The sequence below is a fragment of the Bradyrhizobium sp. USDA 241 genome (genome assembly GCF_049739505.1).
Classification (GTDB): domain Bacteria; phylum Pseudomonadota; class Alphaproteobacteria; order Rhizobiales; family Xanthobacteraceae; genus Bradyrhizobium; species Bradyrhizobium liaoningense.
This window is the reverse complement of record NZ_JBMGPZ010000005.1, coordinates 562,525-582,833: the sequence shown is the minus strand read 5'-3', so window position 1 is coordinate 582,833 and position 20,309 is coordinate 562,525. Positions and strand designations below refer to the sequence as shown.

The window sequence follows — 20,309 nt, the reverse complement described above, 5'->3', positions numbered from 1 at the left end:
CCCACCTCAGAACCTGACTCAAAAAGCGCAAGAACGCTTTCAAGGTCTGGCCAGTCGGCGAATTAGGCCCCTCAGATGGGCGATGAGCAGCCATGCGAGCTCGGTGACGGCCGAGCCTTCGAAGTCTTTGGACAGGCGCCGGCATCTGCCGAGCCATGCAAAGGTACGCTCGACGACCCAGCGCCTGGGCAGGAGCTGGAAGCCTTTGACTCCGAGCGATCGCTCAACGATCTCGATCGTCCACGGCCCACAGCCGGAGAGTGCGTTGACAAGCTGTTTGCCGCGATAGATCCGGTCGGCAAAGACATGCTCAAGCCTTGGGAAGCGGCCTCGCAAGTCCTCCAACAGGGGAACGGCACCATGGACGTCCTGAATGTTGGCGGGATGAACATATGCAGCCAGCAGAAAGCCGTTGGTGTCGGTCACGATATGGCGCTTGCGCCCATGGAGACGCTTGCCGGCGTCGAATCCACGCGGCCCGCCGGCCTCCGTTGTCGAGGCCGTCTGACTATCGATGACGGCAGCTGTCACGCGCCTTCCGAACCAAGGCTTCGACGATCTCCTGCCATCTACCCGTGTCGCGCCAAGCGTAAAAATAGCCCTGCACCGTCGAGTATGGCGGGAACTCCTTCGGCAAGGCTCGCCATTGGCAGCCGCTCGACAGAATATAGAAGATTGCCTGCACGATCTCGCGTAGGTCGACCTCCCGCGGCCGGCCCAATCGCCGGCGCGGCGGCATCTTCCGGGCGATCAACGCCCATTCTGCATCGGTCAGATCACTTGTGTAACGCAGCCCACTGCGCTGATACTGGAGACGAGCGGCTTTGGTCCACGGCATGGTGTCCTCCCTCGAATCTTTGCAAATCCGAAGGAATCACAGGCCCGCCAAAACCGCTCACCCTTTTTCGGTCAGGCTCTCAGGAGATCTATCGGTCTCTTTGAAATGGACCCCGCTTGGATCTTCCACCGTGGTCGGCCGCATGGACCAGAGCCATGCGTGCTTCAAGCTGGACGAATGACTCATGGCCGCATCCGGTCTGAGACGTAGCCTTACGATCGTACTCACGATCAAGATCGCGGTCATCCTTGGAGCCGCGATTTTCGTGTTCGCACCGAGCAAGCGCCCTCGGATCGACGCCAGCGCCCTCGACCGCCAGTTTCTCGACCCCACGAACTCCGCCAATCAAGGACGCACGCAATGACATCGCTGGACGTCGTGTCGCTTTCACGGCTGCAATTCGGCCTGACCGCGCTGTATCATTTCCTTTTCGTTCCTCTGACGCTCGGACTCTCGATTCTGCTCGGGGTGATGGAGAGCGTCTACGTGATGACCGGACGCGCGATCTGGAAGGAGATGACGAAGTTCTGGGGCCTCCTGTTCGGGATCAACTTCGCGATGGGTGTTGCCACCGGCATCACCATGGAATTCCAGTTCGGCATGAACTGGGCCTATTACAGTCACTATGTCGGCGACATCTTCGGAGCCCCGCTCGCAATCGAAGGGCTGATGGCCTTCTTCCTGGAGGCCACCTTCATCGGTCTTTTCTTCTTCGGATGGGAGAAGCTGAGCGCCCTGCAGCATCTCACCGTCACCTGGCTCGTCGCGCTCGGCTCGAACATTTCGGCATTGTGGATCCTGATCGCCAACGGCTGGATGCAGTATCCGGTCGGCGCCGAGTTCAATCCGGCAACCATGCGAATGGAAGTGACGAGCTTCATGGAGGTGCTGTTCAACCCGGTCGCACAGGCCAAGTTCGTTCATACCGTCAGTGCCGGCTACGTCACCGGATCGATGTTCGTGCTCTCGATCTCGGCCTACTACCTGCTCAAGGGACGACATGTCGAGTTCGCCAAGCGCTCGATGACCGTGGCGGCCAGCTTCGGCCTTGCCTCCGCCCTGTCCGTCGTCGTTCTCGGCGACGAGAGCGGATACACGGCCGGCGAAAACCAGAAGATGAAGATCGCGGCGATCGAGGCGATGTGGGAAACGGAGCCCGCGCCGGCATCCTTTACGCTGTTCGGATTCCCCAATCTCGAAAAGCACACCACCGAATACGAGGTGAAGATCCCCTGGGTGCTCGGATTGATCGCGACGCGATCCCAGGACAAGGAGGTGCCGGGCATCAAGGAGCTCGTCGCGCAGGCCGAGCAACGGATCAAGAACGGCCTCGTCGCCTACGACGCGCTCGAGAAGCTCCGTGCCGATCCATCCAGCGTAACCGAGAAGGCCCGTCTGGATGCGACGGCGGCGGATCTCGGCCACGCTCTGCTGCTCAAGAAGATCCGTCCCGACGTCCGCAATGCGACGCCGGAGGAGATCGCGCAGGCGGCGTGGAGCACCGTGCCGGCGGTGTCTCCGCTGTTCTGGAGCTTCCGCTTCATGGTCGGGCTCGGCTTCTATTTCATCGCCCTGTTCGCGGTCGCCTTCGTGCTCGCCAGCAAACGGCGGCTCGATCGGTACCGCCTCTTCCTGTGGGCGGCGCTGCTCAGCCTGCCGCTGCCCTGGATAGCGGCTGAGCTCGGCTGGATCGTCGCCGAGGTGGGACGGCAGCCATGGGTCATCGAGGGCGTGCTTCCGACCTTCCTGGCGGTGTCCAACCTTTCGGCCGCCAACGTCTGGACCACCCTGATTGGCTTCGTGGTGTTCTATTCGACCCTTGCGGTCGTCGACGTCTTTCTGATGGTGAAGACGGCCAAGGCCGGGCCCCAGGCGCCCCGCACCGAGCCGACCGTTCGTCTTGCCGCTGCCGAATAGGAGCATCACCGCCATGTTCGACTACGAAACCATGCGACTGATCTGGTGGGCACTGCTCGGGATTCTGTTGATCGGCATTGCCGTCATGGACGGCTTCGACTTCGGCGTCGCGATCCTGCTTCCCTTCGTGGCCAGGTCGGACGTCGAGCGCCGCATCGTGATCAACACGGTCGGCCCCGTCTGGGAGGGGAATCAGGTCTGGTTGATCCTCGACGGCGGCGCCATTTTCGCGGCCTGGCCGTTGCTCTATGCCACGGCTTTCTCGGGGTTCTATCTTGCGATGTTCCTGGTGCTAGCTGCACTGATCCTGCGTCCGGTCGCGTTCAAGTTCCGCAGCAAGCTCGACGACGTGCGATGGCGCGCAACCTGGGATGTCGCGTTCTTCGTCGCGGGCCTGGTGCCAGCGCTCATCTTCGGCGTCGCATTCGGCAACGTCATCGTCGGCGTTCCCTTCCGCTTCGACGACACGCTGCGAATGACCTACGAAGGCACCTTGCTCGGCCTGCTCAATCCGTTCGCGCTGGTTTGCGGGCTGATCAGCGTCGCCATGCTCACCCTGCACGGCGCCAACTACCTGGCCCTCAAGGCCGAAGGTCCGCTGGTCGCGCGGGGCATGCGCATCGGGCGGATGGCCGCATTGGCAGCGGTCGCACTGTTCATCGTCGCCGGCATCTGGGTGGCCTACGGCATCGAGGGCTATTCGATCGCTCAGCCCATTCCCCATGACGGCCCGTCCAACCCGTTGCTGAAGACGGTTACGAAGGAGGCCGGTGCCTGGCCGTTCATGCTGCCGTCATCGCTCGATCCCAGCGCCAGCCTCACCGTCTGGGACACGTCGTCGAGTCTCCTGACGCTGCGGATCATGCTCGCGGCAACGGTGATCTTCCTGCCCATGATCATGCTCTACACCGCCTGGGTCTATAACGTGCTGCGCGGACCGATCAACGAAGCGTTCGTCAAGGACGACAGGCATTCGACGGTGTACTAGCTGGAGACGACAATGTGGTACTTCTCGTGGATTCTCGGTGTCGCCTTCGCAGGGACCTTCGCCATCCTCAATGCGCTGTGGTTCGAGGCCAACACGCAGCGGGAACTCGGCGATACCGACACCGGACACCATAACTGAAGCGGACACCCGCACACAGCCGTCCGTGCCGGTTCGTCGAACCTTCGCGCCGGCGGCTCCGATCGACGCAGCCGGCAACGTTTGGGACGGAAGGCCTAGGTCGCGAAACCGGGACCGGTCTTCGTCGAGCCCATCCGCGAGCGGATCAGCAGCAGCACGACGATGCCGATGTTCAGCGCATTCCACGCCACGCCGTTCGCGAACGCCGCGGCGTAGGATCCGGTGGCATCGAAGATGACCCCCGACACCCAGCCGCCGAAGGACATGCCGAACACGGACGCAAAGATCACGATGCCGACGCGCGTCGCCGCCTCGCTCGCCGGCATCGCCTCACGCACGATGATGGCGTAGCTCGGCACGATGCCGCCCTGGAACAGGCCGAACATCGCGGAGATCAGATACAGCGAGGTCAGGCTGTCGAAGAACAGATAGAACACCAGCGCAAAACCCTGCGCCAGCGATCCGACCAGCAGCGTGCGGATGCCGCCGATCTTGTCGGCGAGATAGCCCGAGCCGATCCGGCTGACGATGCCGCAGGCCATCATCAAGGACAGCATCTCGGCCCCACGCGCCGCGCCATAGCCGAGATCGCCGCAATAGGCGACGATATGCACCTGCGGCATCGCCATCGCCACGCAGCAGGCGATCGATGCGATCGAGAGCAGCACCGTCAGCGTGTTGGTCGAGAGCTTAAGATCGACTTGCGGCGGCGGCGCATTGGCGTGATCGCGAACCTTGTCGTTGCCCATCTGTGCGCGCAGCACGAGGACCAGGAGCGTCATCGTGCAGGCGCAGACCATGCCGATGCCGATATGGGTGTAGCGCCAGCCGATCTCCTGCGTGCCCCAGTTCACGATCGGCGGCCACATCGCGCCCGCGACATAATTGCCGCTGGCGACGATCGTCACCGCCAGCCCGCGATAGCGCTCGAACCAGTGCGAGGCCTCCGCCATCAACGGGGCGAAGGTCGCCGCGGTGCCGAGCCCGATGAGGAAGTAGGCCGCCACGAACTGCCAGAGCTGGCTCGACAGGCCCGCGAGCACGTTGGCGACGCCGAGAAAGGCGATGCTGATCGCCATCGCCGGCACGATGCCGAACCGGTCGGTGATCTTGCCGGCGATCACCCCGCCAAGCCCGAAGCCGAACATCATGAGGGTGAAAGCCAGCGACACCGCGCCGCGCGTGGCACCGAATTCGGCCTGCACCACGGGAATCACGACCACGACTGCCCACATGCCGACGGCGCCGATCGAGCCGATCAGCAGCGCAATGATCAGCCGCATCCAGGCCTGACGGGAATCAGGGCTGAATGATTGAGGCGTCTGTCCTGGAGGATTTGGCGCGTGCACGGGCCGGACCATGGCCCGCGGATCGCCACAGGGTCAAGCATTGTGCCGTGATATTGGGCATGCGCGGTGCACTGCGGTAAGAAGGAGCTTGGCGACCGCGCAATTTGCCACTAGTTTGCAATCCGCGTGTGCACTTTGCCGCGCGGAGAGCATGCCGGCGGATGTTGCTGCGATTGACGCGATCGATGCGGATCAGGGTGGGGCGGATCATCGCCCTCGCCTACTTGTTCTGCGTGCTCGCGCCCGCTGCGGCGCTTGCCTGGGGCGATGGCGCTGCACCGTGCCTTGACGACGCACTCCTCGCAGATCACGTGCCGGCACATCACCAGATGCCGACGAGCCATCTGCATGGCGATGCCTCGCACGAACACGCGGGAACCCACGCTCACCCCCAGACGGCCGCGCAGGACGCGCCGGCTCCGCATCATCACGGCGGCACGGGAACAGTGGGACCGTGCTGCGCGATGATGTGCGTGAGCGCGCTGCCCGCCGACCTGCCCAGCGTCGCCAAGCCCCTGCTGCCCGTCTCCGCCTGCGCGCCCGAGCTCGTGGCCAGCCTTCACAGCGCGGCGCCGCCCCTGCACTACCGCCCCCCCATCGCCTGATCTGACGCGACGATTTCGGGCCGAGCGCGCTTTTGCGCGCACGAACCTGTGGTCTCCAGATCAGGGATGAATCATGTTGACGCTTTCCGGAGCGAAGTCCGCCGCCGCATCTGCGGTGGGTGGACGACAGTGCCGATTCAATGGGCTGCTGCTGGCCTTTGCTGCGTTTGCGCTGTCCGGCTGCATGCCTGCAACGACACGTATCGCCAGCGCCGATCCCGCCGATCCGGCGGCGAAGGTGGCGCACATCGGCTATCGCTCGACCATTGCGCCCTATACCAGCCTGCGCCCTGCAACGCCGGCGCCATGGCGTGGCCGCAACGACGCGGTGACGCCGCAACCGAAGCAAGACCGGTAGGAGCGCGCCATGACACGCCATCTTGCGCGGGGCCTGCTCGTCCTCATCGCGCTCAGCGTTTCCGGCTGCGCCGCGTTCTCGCCCGACAGCGGGATGATCGCTGTCGCGGATCTGACAAGCCAGACCATCAACAAGGACGTCGCCTTCGTGCGAACGGCCGAGGGCGCCGACGCGGTCGACGCGCGCGTGCGCCAGCTGCTGTCGCGGACACTCAGCGCCGAGACCGCCGTGCAGATCGCGCTGCTCAACAACAAGGGACTGCAAGCCGCCTTTAACGAGCTGGCGCTGGCCGAGACCGATCTCGTCGAGCAGAGCCTGCCGCCCAATCCCGTGTTCGCGATCTCGCGGATATCAGGCAACGGCGCCAGCGAGATCGAGCGCCAGGTGGTCGGCGACATTCTCGCGCTGGCCACCCTGCCGTTCCGCTCCGACATCGCCCGCGACCGCTTCCGCGGAGCGCAGCTGCGCGCTGCCCTGGCGACGCTGCGGCTCGCGGCCGACGTCCGCCGCGCCTATGTCCGCACTGTTGCCGGCAACGAGATGGTGGCGCTGCTGACCGACGCGAAGGCGACGGCGGAATCGACCGCGCAGCTCGCGGTCAAGCTTGGCGAGACCGGCTCGCTCAATAAGCTCGACCAGGCCCGCGAGCAGGTGTTTTATGCCGAAACCACCGCCGACCTCGCAACGGCGCGCCAGGCGGCGGCGAGCGCGCGCGAAAGGCTGGCGCGCCTGATGGGGCTGTGGGACGACGGTCTCGACTTCCGCCTGCCTGATCGACTGCCGGCGCTGCCGCGTCGGCCGCAGGCCTTGCCCTCGATCGAGGCCGACGCGGTGGCGCACCGTATCGACCTGCAGATCGCACGGCTGGAGCTGGCCGCGCTGGCGAAGGCCCTGAACCTCACCGAGGCAACGCGCTTCGTGACGCTGCTCGATCTCGCCGGCATCTCCCGCCGCACCCAGGATCCGGAAGGGCCGCCCTTCCGCGAACGCGGCTTCGACGTGCAGTTCCAGATCCCGATCTTTGACGGCGGCGAGGTGCGGGTGCGGCAGGCCACCGAAACCTACAATCTCGCCTTCAACCGCCTGACCGAGCGCGCCGTGAATGTGCGCTCCGAGGCGCGCGATGCCTATCGTGTCTATCGCTCCACCTACGACATCGCCGGCCATTACCAGCGCGAAATCATCCCCCTGCGGAAGATCATCACCGAGGAGATGCGGCTGCGCTTCTCCAGCATGCAGGTCGACATTTTCGCGCTGCTCACCGAGGCGCGACAGCGCCTGGCGTCGCTGCGCGGCGCGATCGACGCCAGGCAACGATTTTTTCTTGCCCAGGCCGATTTGCAGACTGCCGTCAACGGCGGCGGCGTGCCGGTGGCCGGCGGCGACAATCCAACCACCATCGCCGCGGCAGCGCCTGCCGGCGGCGGCCACTGAGATGGAGGCCAGCATGTTTTCCCGCCGAGGATTCCTGGGGACCGCCGCGCTTGCCGGCGCGTCGGCCATCAGCGGCCGCGTCCAGGCCGCTTCGATTCCGGAAGCACCCACCATGGACAAGGTGGTGATGCAGCCGCCGCTGCATCCGACCAGCGGTCCCGACTATCGCCCCGTGGTCACGCTCAACGGCTGGTCGCTGCCGTTCCGCATGAACGGCGACTGGAAGGAATTCCATCTCGTCGCCGAACCCGTGGTGCGCGAATTCGCCGAGGGCATGAAGGTGAATTTGTGGGGCTACAACGGGCAATCGCCGGGCCCGACCATCGAAACCGTCGAGGGCGACAAGCTCCGCATCTTCGTCACCAACAGGCTGCCCGAATACACCACCGTGCACTGGCACGGCATGATCATTCCGAGCGGGATGGACGGCGTCGGCGGGCTAACCCAGCCGCACATCCAGCCGGGCAAGACCTTCGTCTACGAATTCGAGATGAAGAAGAGCGGGACCTTCATGTACCACCCACATTCCGACGAGATGGTGCAGATGGCGATGGGCATGATGGGCATGGTCGTCGTGCATCCGCGCGACCAAAGCTTCCGGCCCGTCGACCGCGACTTCGTCTTCGTGATGAGCACCTATCGCGTCGACCCCGGCACCTATCTGCCGCATGTCAACGAGATGACCGACTTCAACATGTGGACCTGGAATGCGCGGGTATTTCCCGGCATCGATCCGCTCCCGGTCAGGCTCGGCGACAAGGTGCGCGTGCGCATCGGCAATCTCAGCATGACCAACCATCCGATTCATCTGCACGGCCACAGCTTTGCGGTCACCTGCACCGACGGCGGCTGGATCCCGGAGAGCGCACAGATCCCGGAGACGACCACCGACGTCCCGGTCGGCGCTGTCAGGGTGTTCGACGTGCTCGCCGACAATCCGGGCGACTGGGCGTTCCACTGCCACAAGTCGCATCACACCATGAACGCGATGGGACACGACGTGCGCAATCTCATCGGCGTGTCGCGCAAGGATCTCGCCAAGGCCGTCGGCAAGCTTGCGCCTGACGGCATGGCCATGGGCTCGACCGGCATGGCGATGGGCAACATGGAGATGCCGACGCCCGACAACACGCTGCCGATGATGACCGGCACCGGCCAGTTCGGGCCGATCGAGATGGGCGGCATGTTCACGGTGATGAAGATCCGCGAGGACCTCGCGCGCGACGATTACCGCGATCCCGGGCCGTACAAATTCCCGCAAGGCACCGTCGCCTACGAGGTTACGGCCCCGGCCGCAGAGCCTGCCCGGCAAAAACCAGGCAGCCCGCCGATGAAGAACATGAAGATGTGAGCGTTTCGATGAATGAACAACTGGAGACCACGATGAAGACCACTATCAGGCTCGGCCTCGCGCTGGCTGCGCTTTCGACCGCGCCGGCCCTTGCTCACGACAAGCACGGGCACGGGAATTTTTCCGCCGGCGAACCCGGCGATCTCAAGAAGCCCGCGCGCACGATCGAGGTCCTGATGAACGAGATGGACTACACACCTGCCCGGATCGAGGTCAAACGCGGTGAGCAGATCCGCTTCGTGCTGCGCAACGTCGGCAAGGAGGACCACGAATTCCTGCTCGCCACCCCTAACGAAAATCTCGCGCATGCGGTGGAGATGAAGAAGCACCCGCACATGGAGCACGACGATCCCAACGGGGTCCGGCTCGCGCCGAACAAGACGGCCGAGATCCTCTGGAAATTCAGCAAGCCCGGCACCTTCGAATATTCCTGCCTGATTCCCGACCATCGCGACTACGGCATGGTCGGCCAGGTCACCGTGAAGTAAGCAATGGAGACTCCCATGAACCGCATCATGCGTATCACTGCTGCGCTCGCGCTTGCTGTCGGCCTTGCGACCGGGACCCTCGCAGCCGAGGGCGCCGCGATCAGCGGCGAGGTGAAGAAGATCGACGAAGGCGCCGGCAAGATCACGCTCAAGCACGGACCGGCGAAGAGCCTCGGCATGGAGGAGCCCATGACCATGGTCTACCGCGTCAAGGACCCCGCCATGCTCAAGCAGGTGAAGGTCGGCGACAAGGTGACCTTCGAGGCCGAGGAGGCGGCGTCGGGGTACACGGTGACGAAGATGCAGAAGGCGAAGTAGGCTCTGTCATTCCGGGGGCGCGCCCCTTGGCGCGAGCCCGGAATCCATTTCCCAACACCACCTGCGGCCCGATGGATTCCGGGTTCGCCCTTCGGGCGCCCCGGAATGACAGCCTGGGGGACCGAAACACCCTGTCCCGCCCCCTTCCCACCCTCCGTTAACCCTTTGCTAACCATACACCCGGCAAGAATTGCCGGGTGAAGTCGAGTGTCGTCAGCCGCGTAGAACGGGAGCTCCCGTGGACGCCAGTGCGGTGCCTCACTTTCGGAACGGCGGCCCATCGGCCGCCGCGCAGACGTTTGGGGCGCGCGGACGGCAGTCGCGCGGGGAGGCAGCTACCATGGTCGACGTCACGGCGGGACAGGGCGTAGGCAGCGCGAAGCCCGGCATCCCCTCCCTCAACGAGATCGTCAACATCCTCAAGCGCGGCGACATCGCGCTGGCGCTCGGCGTCCTCACCATCCTGGTGGTGCTGATCCTTCCCCTGCCCGCGATCGTGCTGGACCTGTTCCTGGCGATCTCGATCACGCTCTCGATCCTGATCCTGATGACGTCGCTGTTCATTCAGGCGCCGCTCGAATTCTCGGCCTTCCCGACCATCCTCTTGATCTCGACCATGCTGCGCCTGTCGCTCAACATGGCCTCGACCCGCCTGATCCTGTCGCACGGGCACGAGGGCACGGCCGCCGCCGGTCACGTCATCGAGGCCTTCGGCAACTTCGTGATGGGCGGCAATTTCGTCATCGGCATCATCGTCTTCGCCATCCTGATCATCGTCAACTTCGTCGTCATCACCAAGGGTTCGGGCCGTATCGCCGAGGTCGCCGCGCGCTTCCACCTCGACGCCATGCCCGGCAAGCAGATGGCGATCGACGCCGACCTCTCCGCCGGCCTGATCGACGAGAAGGTCGCCAAGGAGCGGCGCAAGGAGCTGGAGGACGAGAGCGGCTTCTTCGGCGCGATGGATGGTGCCTCCAAGTTCGTCCGCGGCGATGCCATCGCCGGCCTCCTGGTCGTCTTCATCAACGTGGTCGGCGGCATCATCATCGGTGTGGCGCAGCAGGGCATGTCCTTCGCCGACGCCGGCCGCACCTACACGCTCCTGACCGTCGGTGACGGTCTCGTCACCCAGGTGCCGGCGCTGATCGTCTCGACGGCGGCCGGCCTGCTCGTCTCCAAGGCCGGCGTCTCCGGCGCCGCCGACAAGGCGCTGATGAAGCAGTTCTCCGGCTATCCGCAGGCACTGGCGATGTCCTCGGCAGTGATGCTGGTGCTGGCGGCCCTGCCGGGCATTCCGACCCTCCCGTTCCTGGCGCTCGGCGCCGGCGCCGGCGCGCTGGCCTGGAACGCCCGCAACCGCAACCGGGCCACCGCCAGGGCCGAAGAAGCCGCCAAGGCCGCGCCCGCGGCAGGTCAGCCCGGCGCGCCGGGGGCCGCTGCGACCGAAGAGCCGATCTCGGCCGCACTCAAGATCGACGACCTCAAGATCGAGCTCGGCTATGCGCTCCTGCCGCTGGTCAACGGTCCCGACGGCACCGATCGCCTCACCGAGCAGATCAAGGCGCTGCGCCGTTCGCTCGCGATCGAGATGGGTTTCGTGATGCCGGCGGTGCGCATCCTCGACAACGTCCAGCTCGAGGCCAACACCTACATCATCAAGATCAAGGAGGTCGACGCCGGCACCGGCAAGATCTGGCCCAACCAGTTCATGGTCATGGATCCCGGCGGCGGCCAGGTACAGGTGCCCGGCATCCACACCACCGAGCCGACCTTCGGCCTGCCCGCGACCTGGGTCGACGCCAGCCTCAAAGAGGAAGCCTCTCTCAAGGGCTACACCGTGGTCGACGCAGCGACCGTGCTCTCGACCCACCTCACCGAGCTGCTCAAGGCCAACATGTCGGACCTGCTCTCCTATGGCGAGGTGCAGAAGCTTCTCAAGGAGCTGCCGAAGGAGCAGAGCGAGCTGGTCAAGGACATCGTTCCCGGACAGGTCACGGTCTCCGGCATCCAGCGCGTGCTGCAACTGCTGCTCGCCGAACGCATCTCGATCCGCGACCTCTCGACCATCCTCGAAGGCATCGCCGATTCGCTCGCCTTCTCGCGCAACCCCGCCACCATGGTCGAGCACGTCCGCGCGCGTCTGGCGCGGCAGATCTGCGCGCAGAACACCTCCTACAACGGCTATCTGCCGCTGATCGCGCTGTCGGCACGGTGGGAGCAGGCCTTTGCCGAATCCATCATCGGCCAGGGCGAGGAGCGCAGCCTCGCGATGCAGCCCTCGAAACTGTCGGAGTTCATGACCGCTGTGCGCGAGGCGTTCGAGCGCGCCGCCCGCGAGGGCGAAGCACCGGTGCTGGTCACCTCTGCGGCAATTCGTCCGTTCGTCCGGTCCCTGGTGGAGCGGTTCCGGGCCCAGACGACCGTGCTGTCGCAGGCAGAAATCCACCCCAGGGCGAGGCTGAAAACGGTCGGAAGCATCTGATTTGCCTTAAGAAGCCGTGTGTTTTTCAGCCACAGGCAAATGGTTTCTGAGTTCCTGGCGCCTTGTCGACCAGATGCCGCCAGGGTGCCCCATCGGCGCATTACATCATTGAAATAATTATATAATCTCACGCTCCAGGATCGTTTTCGATCGCGACCTTTCACGTCCTATCACGCTCTTGTGACCGCCCCTTGGGAACGAATCCCCCCAATACTAGGTTGTTGGGCACCGGAAGCATGAACCTGCCTGAACTGGCTGGCGACTACTTCGGGTAGGTGGCGGCAGGAGGCTTCCATGAACCACTCGATCTACAGCGCAGATCGCTCGACCCACTTGAAAGTCGTGGTCGTGGCCCTTGTCGCGGGGATCGCGGTGGCAGGCCTCAGCATTACGGCGCGTTCGGGTTCGGATGAAGGTTTGACCCAGACCGCCCGCGTCATCAAGGCCGGCAAGCCGGTCATTGTCACCAGTTCGGACGCATCCCTTGTTCGATAAGGAGATCTAGAGTTTCAGGAATTCACGCGGCTCTTTACCAGCCCCCCAAAGTCGCCACGTGGATATGTAGACGACCCCAACCCCAAGTCGACTACAGAAAGCGCCCGCCCCCCACGGGCGCTTTCTCACGTCTGGGCATGCGTACACGCACTTGAAGCTCGGACATTCCTCGACCAATACGGCTGTCATTCCCCGCGAAGGCGGGGAATCCAGTACGCCGCGCCCCTTCCGCATCCCTCCCTGTCTCTGGAATACTGGATCGTCCGCCGTCGCGGACGATGACGCCGATCATTTGGCGCGAGCAATCACCACACGGTCATTGAAGCGAGCTTGCATCACCGCCCCCCATAAGTCGGCGGCGGCGCCTGCACGGTCGGCGCTGCGGCAGCGAACAGCTCGTCCTTGCTGCCGGTCAGCGGCGGATAGATCCGCTTGCGATTGATGGTCTGCTTGGTCGCCTTTGCGGCCGCGCCGGTGGCGCGGACCTCGCGATCCCACCCCTCCGTATAGAGCGCACCCCAGCCGCCGAGATCGAGCACGGTGACGTACCAGTCGATCCGCAGCGGCAGCATGGGCAGGCCGACGAGATCGGCCACCACGTTGTGGCCGGCGAAGCGGCCCATGGGACGGGCGAACTGACAGGACATCACGGTCGGATGCAACCCGTCGATCACGCTCGAGGCAACGTCGCCCGCCGCGAACACGCCGCCGACATCCGCAACCCGCATCAAGGGATCGACCAGAAGGCGCCCGAGGCGATCGCGTGCGCCCGGAAAGTTCGCTGCCAAGGGGCTTGCACGCATGCCCGCACACCAGATCACCGTCTGCGCCGCAATGAACTCGCCCGAGTTCAGGCGCATGCCAGCGGCCTCGATCGACACGACACGCACACCGAGCCGCGTCTCGATGTCGAGCGAAGCCAGGGCCGTCTCGACGACCGGACGCGCGGGCGCGCCGATCGTGGCGCCGACCGCTGGATTGGGATCGACCAGGACGATGTGGCGGCTGCCGGTGATGCCCGCACGCGCCAACCGGTCAGGCATCTCGGCTGCGACCTCGATGCCGGTGAACCCGGCGCCGACCACCACCACCGTTGAACGCCCCGGCGATGCCGCGCTGCGTCCGAGCGAGACGAGATGGTGCTCGAGGCGGAGCGCCGCGGCATAGGTGTCGACGTCGAAGGCGTGCGCGGCAAGACCGGGAATGTCGGGGCGCATCACCTCGCTGCCGAGCGCCAGCACGAGGCGATCATAGCCCAGCGTCTCCTCGCCGCTGCTGGTGACGAGCGAGATCTCGCGCCGTACCGGATCGATGGCCTCGACCTCGCCGAGGCCGTGGCTGACACCGATCGGATCGAGCAGTTGCGGCAGCGGCAGCGCGACCTCGCCGAGATCGGCCTCGTAGTTGCGCACGCGGATATTGTGATAGGGGTTGCGGTCGATGACACGGATCTCGATGTCGCGGTTGCTCGCGCCGATCTCGTCGCGCTTGCGCGCAGCGCCGATGGCCGCCCACAGGCCTGCAAATCCGGCACCGAGCACGACAATACGCGCCATGTCCGCCTGCGCACCTTCCAGAGGATCCTGCGGTCTCCCCGCCTGGACAGACTAGAGCATTTCATGTTTTGATAGAAGCGTATCCAGCGTTTTCGAAGTAGTTGCTGCATTCGTTGGGCTGGATGGTTGTGATGAGGTCGCCGATATGGCGGCAAATGTCGTCAACCGTGCGTTTCTGGGCGAAACGCATCCAGTGCTTGATCTTGGCGAAGGTCTGTTCGATCGGATTGAGGTCGGGGGAGTATGGCGGCAGATACCAGAGCCTGGCGCCGGCCGCTTTGATCAGGCTGCGCAGGGCAACAGACTTGTGGCTGCCGAGATTGTCCATGATGACGATGTCGCCCGGCTGAAGCTGCGGGACGAGAACCTGCTGAACATAGGCGCGGAAGCATTCGCCGTTGATTGGGCCGTCGAACAGGCAAGGGGCGGTGAGACGGTCACAGCGCAAGGCGCCAAGGAATGTCAGCGTCCGCCAATGACCATGTGGCGTGAAGCTCCGCACCCGCTCGCCTTTTGGCCCCCATCCGCGTAATGGAGCCATGTTGGTCTTGATCCAGGTCTCGTCGATAAAGACCAGGCGTCGAGGGTCGAGATTGGCCTGCCATGAGCGCCAGCGCTGGCGTCTACGTGCGATGTCGGAGCGAGCCCGCTCGAGCGCGAGCAGCGTTTTTTTTGAACCGCAGCCCTTCGCGGCGCAGGAACGTCCAAACCGCATTGTGGGAGACCTTGACCCCGCGCGCGGCGAGTTCGTCCTTGAGGGCGTGCAGCGTCAAATGCGGCGTCTGACTGATCCTCTCCTTGATGAAGGCGCGATGCGGCTCAAGAACGGGCTTGCGATGGCCGCCCATCTTGCCAGGGGCCACTGAGCCGGTCGCTCGATAACGTTGCGACCACTTCACAACTGCGACACCGCAACGCCAAACCGCGATGCCACCGAACGACAGCTCTCGCCCTTTGCAACCGCCGCAACCGCCCGTTTACGCAGATCATTGGATATCGGTCGGACCATCGGATGCTGGCCTCCAGCCCAGCCAGCATCTTGAATCATATTCGTCCGAAATCGGGAATCTGGAGGGTTCTGTGAGGTCGCGCTCACGCGAGGGCGCGGCAAGCGCTTGTAACGCGACCTCATTGAAGCCGGATTGAACGAAGCCGCGGGAGAATATGCACGGTGGTGCGGCTATGGGGATAGTTTGAGATCGCGGGTTGCTATCGGCAGACTGCGGAGCTGACGCGGCGACGTTTTGGTTGCGCAATGGCGGCAACTTGAGACAGAGAGCATTTTACCGGCTGTAGCGATCGATGGCCCGCTGCATCGAACAATTTCCATCGCGCTGTTTGGCCGCACGGATTCGGCAGCGTCTGCGATGATCGAGACGATGGGATCATAATGACGAATGACGATCTTCGTGCACGGTATAAGTTGGCTCACGATGTGTCGCACCGGTACGATTGGGTGGGAGCGCCGGAACAGCTGAAGCTGTGTCGAAAGCGCTCGATGATGCGCATGACGCCACCACAATCAGGGCAGGCGGGAGCCTTGGCCCACGTCAGAGCGTCCGAATCCACAGGCGACGGCTCGCCATCGTTTGGCGGTGTCCGCTCACGATCGAGAAGTTTGCGGCAAAGAGCAAGTTTGGCAGCGCGATGGCCGTTGGCCATGAAGCCGAAGTGGCGGATGCGATGGAAGCCATCGGGCAGCGTGTGAAGAAGGAAGCGGCGGATGAACTCGTCGGGCTTGAGCTTCATGATCTTTGTCGCGCCATTCTGGCGGTAGTCCTTCCAGGTAAAGGCGACGTGATCCTCGTCGAGGGCGACGAGCCGGCTGTTGGCGATTGCAACGCGATGGGTATAGCGGCCGAGATAGGCCAGCACCTGCGCGGGGCCGCCGAACGGCCGTTTGGCGTAGACGACCCAGCTGATGCGCCGCATAGCGACGAGGTGAGCTGCGAAGGCGGCAGGCTCGGCCAGGGATGCGAGATCGCCGAAGAAGTTCAGGGTGCCGGCGTCGAAGGCGGCGGTCAGACGTTCGAGGAACAGGCGTCTGAACAGCCGGGCGAGCGGTTTGACGGCCAGGAAGAAGTTTGGTCGGCTGGCGATCCAGTGCGCGCTATCGGGCGAGAGGCCGCCGCCCGGCACGACGCAGTGGACGTGGGGATGGTGCGTCAGCGCCTGCCCCCAGGTGTGGAGGACGGCGACGACGCCGATCCCGGCGCCGAGCCGGCGTGGATTGGCGGCGAGCGTCGACATTGCCTCGGCGGCGGCTTTGAACAGGATCGCATAAACGATGGCCTTGTTCTGAAAGGCGATCGCGGCGATCGGAGCCGGCAGTGTGAAGACGATGTGGAAATAGGGAACCGGCAGCAGGTCGGCTTCTCGCGCGGCGAGCCACGCGGCTCGGGCTGGCCCCTGACACTTCGGACAGTGCCGGTTGCGACAGGAATTATAGGCGATCCGCGTCATGCCGCAGTCGTCGCAAGCCTCCATGTGGCCGCCGAGCGCCTCGGTCCGGCACGCCACGATCGCGCTCATCACGCGCCGCTCGACCCGACCGAGATGACCGGCATGTACACGGCGATAGGTGTCGCCATGCCGGCGCAGAATATCGGCGATCTCGATGGCGGGCCTGTTGCAGCGGCTGTCGGGGCGGATCATCACCCGCATCCCGCCGCGGCCAGCGACAGGCGATCGAGCGGGCTCTGCGTCGCCCGGATCGTATCGGTGGCGACCTGCGTGTAGCGCGCTGTCGACGACAAATTATTGTGCCCGAGCAAGACCTGGATGATCCGGATATCGGTTCCGTTCTCGAGAAGATGCGTCGCGAAGCTGTGGCGCAGCGTGTGGAGCGTGACGCGCTTGGTCAGGCCCGCAGCCTTCACCGCCGACCGACAGGCGGCGTGCAACACGGTCTGATCGATCGGATGATCTTCGTCACGACCAGGGAACAGATAAAGCCGCGGCCGGGCGAGCCGCCAGTACGTGCGCAGGATACCCAGCAGCTGGGGCGACAGCATCACGTTGCGGTCCTTCGCCCCCTTGCCGTGGCGCACCTGGATGACGCCGCGGGCGCTGTCGATGTCTTCGATCCGCAGTCCCGCGACTTCGGAGGCCCTGAGTCCGGCCGCATAGGCCGTGGTGAGCGCGGCGCGGCTCTTCAGGCTGGACACGGCCTCGAGGAACTGAACCACTTCGTCGGCGCTGAGCACGACCGGCAGCTTGCGCGGTTCTCGCGCATAGGGAATGCGCTCCGGGATCAGTGCCTCGCCGAGCGTGACGCCGTAGAAAAACCGTAGCGCACAGACGATCTGGTTCAGCGCCGGCCATGAGATGCCGGTCGAGACCAGATGCACCTGGAAGGCGCGGACGTCTTCCAGCTCTAACCGGTCAGGCGATCGGCCAAAATAGCGGCTGAACTTCGAAACCGCGCTGATGTAGGATCGTTGCGTCGCCGGCGACAGATTGCGGACGGTCATGTCTTCGATCATGCGGCGGCGAAGAGGGCTCAAATCGGCCATCTCATACTCCTGTCTGAGGGGGTGGGCTCCAACACCCACATCCTCTCAGCCAGGAGGCGATCTACGCCACCTTGCCCCTCACGCCGCGGCAGCGGCTTCGTTCAATCCCTCCCGATTCAATCAAGCCATGAACCGCTCTAGCTCAACGGCCGGCGTCAACCAAATGCGGCAGCGCCGGCCCCGCCGCACGAAATCGCGACTTACGCCTCGCGCAGCTCCGACGGCGTCGCCCCGAAGCGCTTGCGAAAGGCGCGATTGAAATAGGACAGATCGGAGAAGCCGGACGAATGCGCGATGTCGCTGATCTTGCGCGCCCTGGCGCGGGGATCACCGAGCAGCTTGCGCGCCTGGAGCAGGCGCTGCTCCAGCACGAATTCGGTGAAGGTCGTGCCGGCCTGCTCGAACAGGCGCTGTGCCTGGCGCGGGCTCAGCCCTGAGCGCGTCGCGACCTCGGCCAGACAGAGGTCGTTGCGGCCGAGTGCGGCCATCACGTCGGCGCGCATCAGATCGAGGCGAGCCGCCGCCTGGCCGCGGCCGCGTGCGCGGCTTGCATGCTCCGCATCGGTGCCGAGCAGGAGACCGACGAGATCGACCATATGCTGCGCCGTCAGGCGCTGCCCTACCGCATCGAGATGCGGCGCGTGATTGGCGGCGAGCGCATGGTAGCGAAAGATGGTCTCGGCGACCGCGCCGTCGCAGAGCACCTGCGAGAGCTTGTCCTCGGCGCGCGGATTGATGTCGAGCAGCGCACGGCGCGGCATGCGAATGGTGGTGAAGCGGTCTTCGTCGGTGTGGCCGACGGTGCCGGTGATGCTCATGTCGACGAGCACCATCTGGGCAGGCGTGAGCTCCACGGTATGCCCATTCTGTCCGACGCGGACGAGCCCCGCATGCGCCGCGATCAGGACGAGGTCGTCGCTGCCGTCGGCGAGGTGGCTCTGCGTGCGGGAATATTGCGCGGAGGCGCCTTCCGGAATGGCGAGCACGATGTTGTCGATGACACTGACCTGGAGCCGGCAATCGATGCTGTCGCCATGGCTCGGCCCGATGTCGAGGCCGCAGCGACCGAAGGCCCGCCCGCGCCAGTCCTCGAACGCCGGGCCGTGCGGCAGCCCCGCATATTGGTGAAGGAAGATGCCCGGCGTTCTCGCTGCATCCATCTGATTCTCTCGCCCTCTCCGGCATCGCCGACTTCAAATTCCGGGGATTTGACGCCGCGGCTTGCGGGGAGGTTCAAAATCGGGGGCGGATTTGGCCGGGCTTGTCGAAATGCGACGACCGGATGGACCGCGGCGACAAGGCGCGCCCTTCTGGTTCGTAGCCCGCATGAGCGTAGCGACATGCGGGAACGGACGTCCCGGATATCGCTTCGCTCATCCAGGCTACGGCACCTATTTTTGGGCGGGCGCCTGCGGCTGGGAGGGCGGCACGGTCTCGATCAGCTTGCCGGAAAACACCGGCGCCGATGTGGGCTGGCCGTTCGGCGAGCCACCGGCCTGTTCGACGGTGACGGCGAAGGTGGCGCCGTTGACGACCTCGGCATCATAGGAGGCGAGCAGCGGACGCGCGGTAAAATCACTGGCGCCGATCACGCCGAGCGAACGCGGCCGCGGCAGCTTGTCCGAGATCAGCCAGAGTTCGAAGCTCTTGCCGGGCTCCGGCGTCGCGCCGACTTTCCGCACCGTGAAATTCCGCGTCGCGCCGTCGACGGTGAGGATGAAGGCGGGGCCGCCGCCCTGGCCCTGCAGCAGCGCGACCGCCGAGGCGGCGAGCGGCGCGGCCGGGGCCTTCACCTCCACCGTCTGGATGCGGGGCGCAGGACGCAAGACGCCCGGCAGCGCATCAGGCAGGAATATCTGAAGCGACAGCGTCACGAGCAGCGCGGCCGCGAGCGCGCCGACGGCGGATGCAATGTTGCGCCAGCGCTTCACGCGCCTCTCGAGGCGGATCACGTCACCATCGACGACCGGCGCCAGCTGTGCGCGCAAAACACTGATATCCGAAGCATGGACCTGCGGAATGAATTGCGGCGCGATGTCCGGGATGGCATCGGGTTCGGGGCGCGACGACCCGGGCTGCTCCGCGGCGGGATGCGATGTCTGCGGGGGCCCGTTCTCCGCGGAAGATTCCGACGTCGCAGCTTCCTCCGCGGGCAGGTCCGGCATAGGCGCAGGCGGCGGCGAAGCTTCGGCAGGTGCAGGCGGCTCCTGCGCAAGCGCGGTGCGCGCGATTTCGGACTTGATGTTCTCCCACACGATCGGGCGCGGCTCGACCGAGCCAACCATCTGGTTGAGCGCGCCGAGCCGATAGGACCAGGACTGCACGATACCGGCGAACGCCTCGTCCTCCGCCATCATGGCCTCGACCTGCGCACGCTCATCGGCGTCGAGCGTACCGAGCGCGTATTCCGCGGCGAGCGCGATATGATCCTCCGTGTAGGCCATCAATTGCGGTCCAGAACCATCCTCATCATCAGG

The 20,309-nt window shown here is 64.8% G+C and carries 19 protein-coding genes and 1 pseudogene; 12 read left to right on the top strand and 8 right to left on the bottom strand.

Features of this window, described 5'->3' with window-relative positions; genetic code table 11:
* Window positions 1–39: 39 nt before the first annotated feature.
* A protein-coding gene (locus tag ABIF91_RS24595) for an IS5 family transposase (protein WP_424579455.1) occupies window positions 40–838 on the bottom strand; the annotation gives its coding sequence in 2 pieces (ribosomal slippage) (window positions 40–523 and window positions 522–838; 801 coding nt in all).
* Between the two features lie 184 nt (window positions 839–1,022).
* On the opposite strand from ABIF91_RS24595, the gene ABIF91_RS24590 reads away from it, so the two are divergent.
* The 4 genes from ABIF91_RS24590 to cydX are packed head-to-tail and all read left to right on the top strand — an operon-like array spanning window position 1,023 to window position 3,881.
* Window positions 1,023–1,202, top strand: coding sequence for a hypothetical protein (locus tag ABIF91_RS24590; RefSeq protein ID WP_028181003.1), 180 nt, complete (start codon window positions 1,023–1,025; stop codon window positions 1,200–1,202).
* Window positions 1,199–2,755, top strand: a complete 1,557-nt coding sequence (locus tag ABIF91_RS24585; protein ID WP_028181002.1) for a cytochrome ubiquinol oxidase subunit I — start codon at window positions 1,199–1,201, stop codon at window positions 2,753–2,755. The genes ABIF91_RS24590 and ABIF91_RS24585 overlap by 4 nt, the downstream gene beginning before the upstream one ends.
* A 13-nt stretch (window positions 2,756–2,768) precedes the next feature.
* Entirely contained in the window at window positions 2,769–3,743 is a 975-nt protein-coding gene (cydB, locus tag ABIF91_RS24580) for a cytochrome d ubiquinol oxidase subunit II (RefSeq protein WP_028181001.1), read from the top strand.
* A gap of 12 nt (window positions 3,744–3,755) precedes the next feature.
* Window positions 3,756–3,881: a cytochrome bd-I oxidase subunit CydX gene (gene cydX / locus ABIF91_RS24575; RefSeq protein ID WP_035677896.1), complete on the top strand. Its 126-nt coding sequence runs from the start codon at window positions 3,756–3,758 to the stop codon at window positions 3,879–3,881.
* 95 nt (window positions 3,882–3,976) lie between these two features.
* Here the strand turns inward: cydX and ABIF91_RS24570 are convergent, their stop codons facing one another.
* On the bottom strand, window positions 3,977–5,242 hold the full coding sequence (locus tag ABIF91_RS24570; protein ID WP_028181000.1) for an MFS transporter: 1,266 nt from the start codon (window positions 5,240–5,242) through the stop codon (window positions 3,977–3,979).
* 149 nt (window positions 5,243–5,391) lie between these two features.
* On the opposite strand from ABIF91_RS24570, the gene ABIF91_RS24565 reads away from it, so the two are divergent.
* From ABIF91_RS24565 to ABIF91_RS24530, 8 genes are all read left to right on the top strand, one after another.
* Window positions 5,392–5,835, top strand: a complete 444-nt coding sequence (locus tag ABIF91_RS24565; RefSeq protein ID WP_028180999.1) for a hypothetical protein — start codon at window positions 5,392–5,394, stop codon at window positions 5,833–5,835.
* 73 nt (window positions 5,836–5,908) lie between these two features.
* Window positions 5,909–6,193, top strand: a complete 285-nt coding sequence (locus ABIF91_RS24560) for a hypothetical protein (RefSeq protein ID WP_028180998.1) — start codon at window positions 5,909–5,911, stop codon at window positions 6,191–6,193.
* A gap of 9 nt (window positions 6,194–6,202) precedes the next feature.
* On the top strand, window positions 6,203–7,627 hold the full coding sequence (locus ABIF91_RS24555) for a TolC family protein (protein WP_028180997.1): 1,425 nt from the start codon (window positions 6,203–6,205) through the stop codon (window positions 7,625–7,627).
* Window positions 7,628–7,640: 13 nt separating this feature from the next.
* The gene (locus tag ABIF91_RS24550) at window positions 7,641–8,978 is read left to right on the top strand and encodes a copper oxidase (RefSeq protein WP_028180996.1); all 1,338 of its coding nucleotides are present in this window, start codon (window positions 7,641–7,643) and stop codon (window positions 8,976–8,978) included.
* A gap of 32 nt (window positions 8,979–9,010) precedes the next feature.
* Window positions 9,011–9,466 carry a cupredoxin domain-containing protein gene (locus tag ABIF91_RS24545; protein ID WP_424579454.1) on the top strand — a complete coding sequence of 152 codons (456 nt, stop codon included), beginning with the start codon at window positions 9,011–9,013 and terminating at the stop codon, window positions 9,464–9,466.
* 15 nt (window positions 9,467–9,481) lie between these two features.
* Window positions 9,482–9,784: a copper-binding protein gene (locus ABIF91_RS24540; RefSeq protein WP_028180994.1), complete on the top strand. Its 303-nt coding sequence runs from the start codon at window positions 9,482–9,484 to the stop codon at window positions 9,782–9,784.
* A gap of 340 nt (window positions 9,785–10,124) precedes the next feature.
* Complete coding sequence (gene flhA / locus ABIF91_RS24535) at window positions 10,125–12,266, top strand: flagellar biosynthesis protein FlhA (protein ID WP_035677905.1); 2,142 nt, start codon at window positions 10,125–10,127, stop codon at window positions 12,264–12,266.
* A gap of 294 nt (window positions 12,267–12,560) precedes the next feature.
* Window positions 12,561–12,761, top strand: coding sequence for a hypothetical protein (locus ABIF91_RS24530; protein WP_028180992.1), 201 nt, complete (start codon window positions 12,561–12,563; stop codon window positions 12,759–12,761).
* 335 nt (window positions 12,762–13,096) lie between these two features.
* On the opposite strand, the gene ABIF91_RS24525 is transcribed toward ABIF91_RS24530, so the two are convergent.
* The 6 genes and pseudogenes from ABIF91_RS24525 to ABIF91_RS24500 form a co-directional block, all read right to left on the bottom strand.
* The gene (locus ABIF91_RS24525; RefSeq protein ID WP_028180991.1) at window positions 13,097–14,317 is read right to left on the bottom strand and encodes an NAD(P)/FAD-dependent oxidoreductase; all 1,221 of its coding nucleotides are present in this window, start codon (window positions 14,315–14,317) and stop codon (window positions 13,097–13,099) included.
* A gap of 61 nt (window positions 14,318–14,378) precedes the next feature.
* Window positions 14,379–15,326, bottom strand: a pseudogene (locus ABIF91_RS24520) (IS630 family transposase).
* Window positions 15,327–15,745: 419 nt separating this feature from the next.
* The gene (locus tag ABIF91_RS24515) at window positions 15,746–16,972 is read right to left on the bottom strand and encodes an IS91 family transposase (RefSeq protein WP_424579164.1); all 1,227 of its coding nucleotides are present in this window, start codon (window positions 16,970–16,972) and stop codon (window positions 15,746–15,748) included.
* The gene (locus tag ABIF91_RS24510; RefSeq protein WP_035695117.1) at window positions 16,972–17,832 is read right to left on the bottom strand and encodes a tyrosine-type recombinase/integrase; all 861 of its coding nucleotides are present in this window, start codon (window positions 17,830–17,832) and stop codon (window positions 16,972–16,974) included. The genes ABIF91_RS24515 and ABIF91_RS24510 overlap by 1 nt, the downstream gene beginning before the upstream one ends.
* 200 nt (window positions 17,833–18,032) lie before the next feature.
* Complete coding sequence (locus ABIF91_RS24505; protein ID WP_028181978.1) at window positions 18,033–18,992, bottom strand: helix-turn-helix transcriptional regulator; 960 nt, start codon at window positions 18,990–18,992, stop codon at window positions 18,033–18,035.
* A 231-nt stretch (window positions 18,993–19,223) separates the two neighbouring features.
* The gene (locus ABIF91_RS24500) at window positions 19,224–20,276 is read right to left on the bottom strand and encodes an anti-sigma factor (protein ID WP_424579817.1); all 1,053 of its coding nucleotides are present in this window, start codon (window positions 20,274–20,276) and stop codon (window positions 19,224–19,226) included.
* Between the last annotated feature and the right edge of the window lie 33 nt (window positions 20,277–20,309).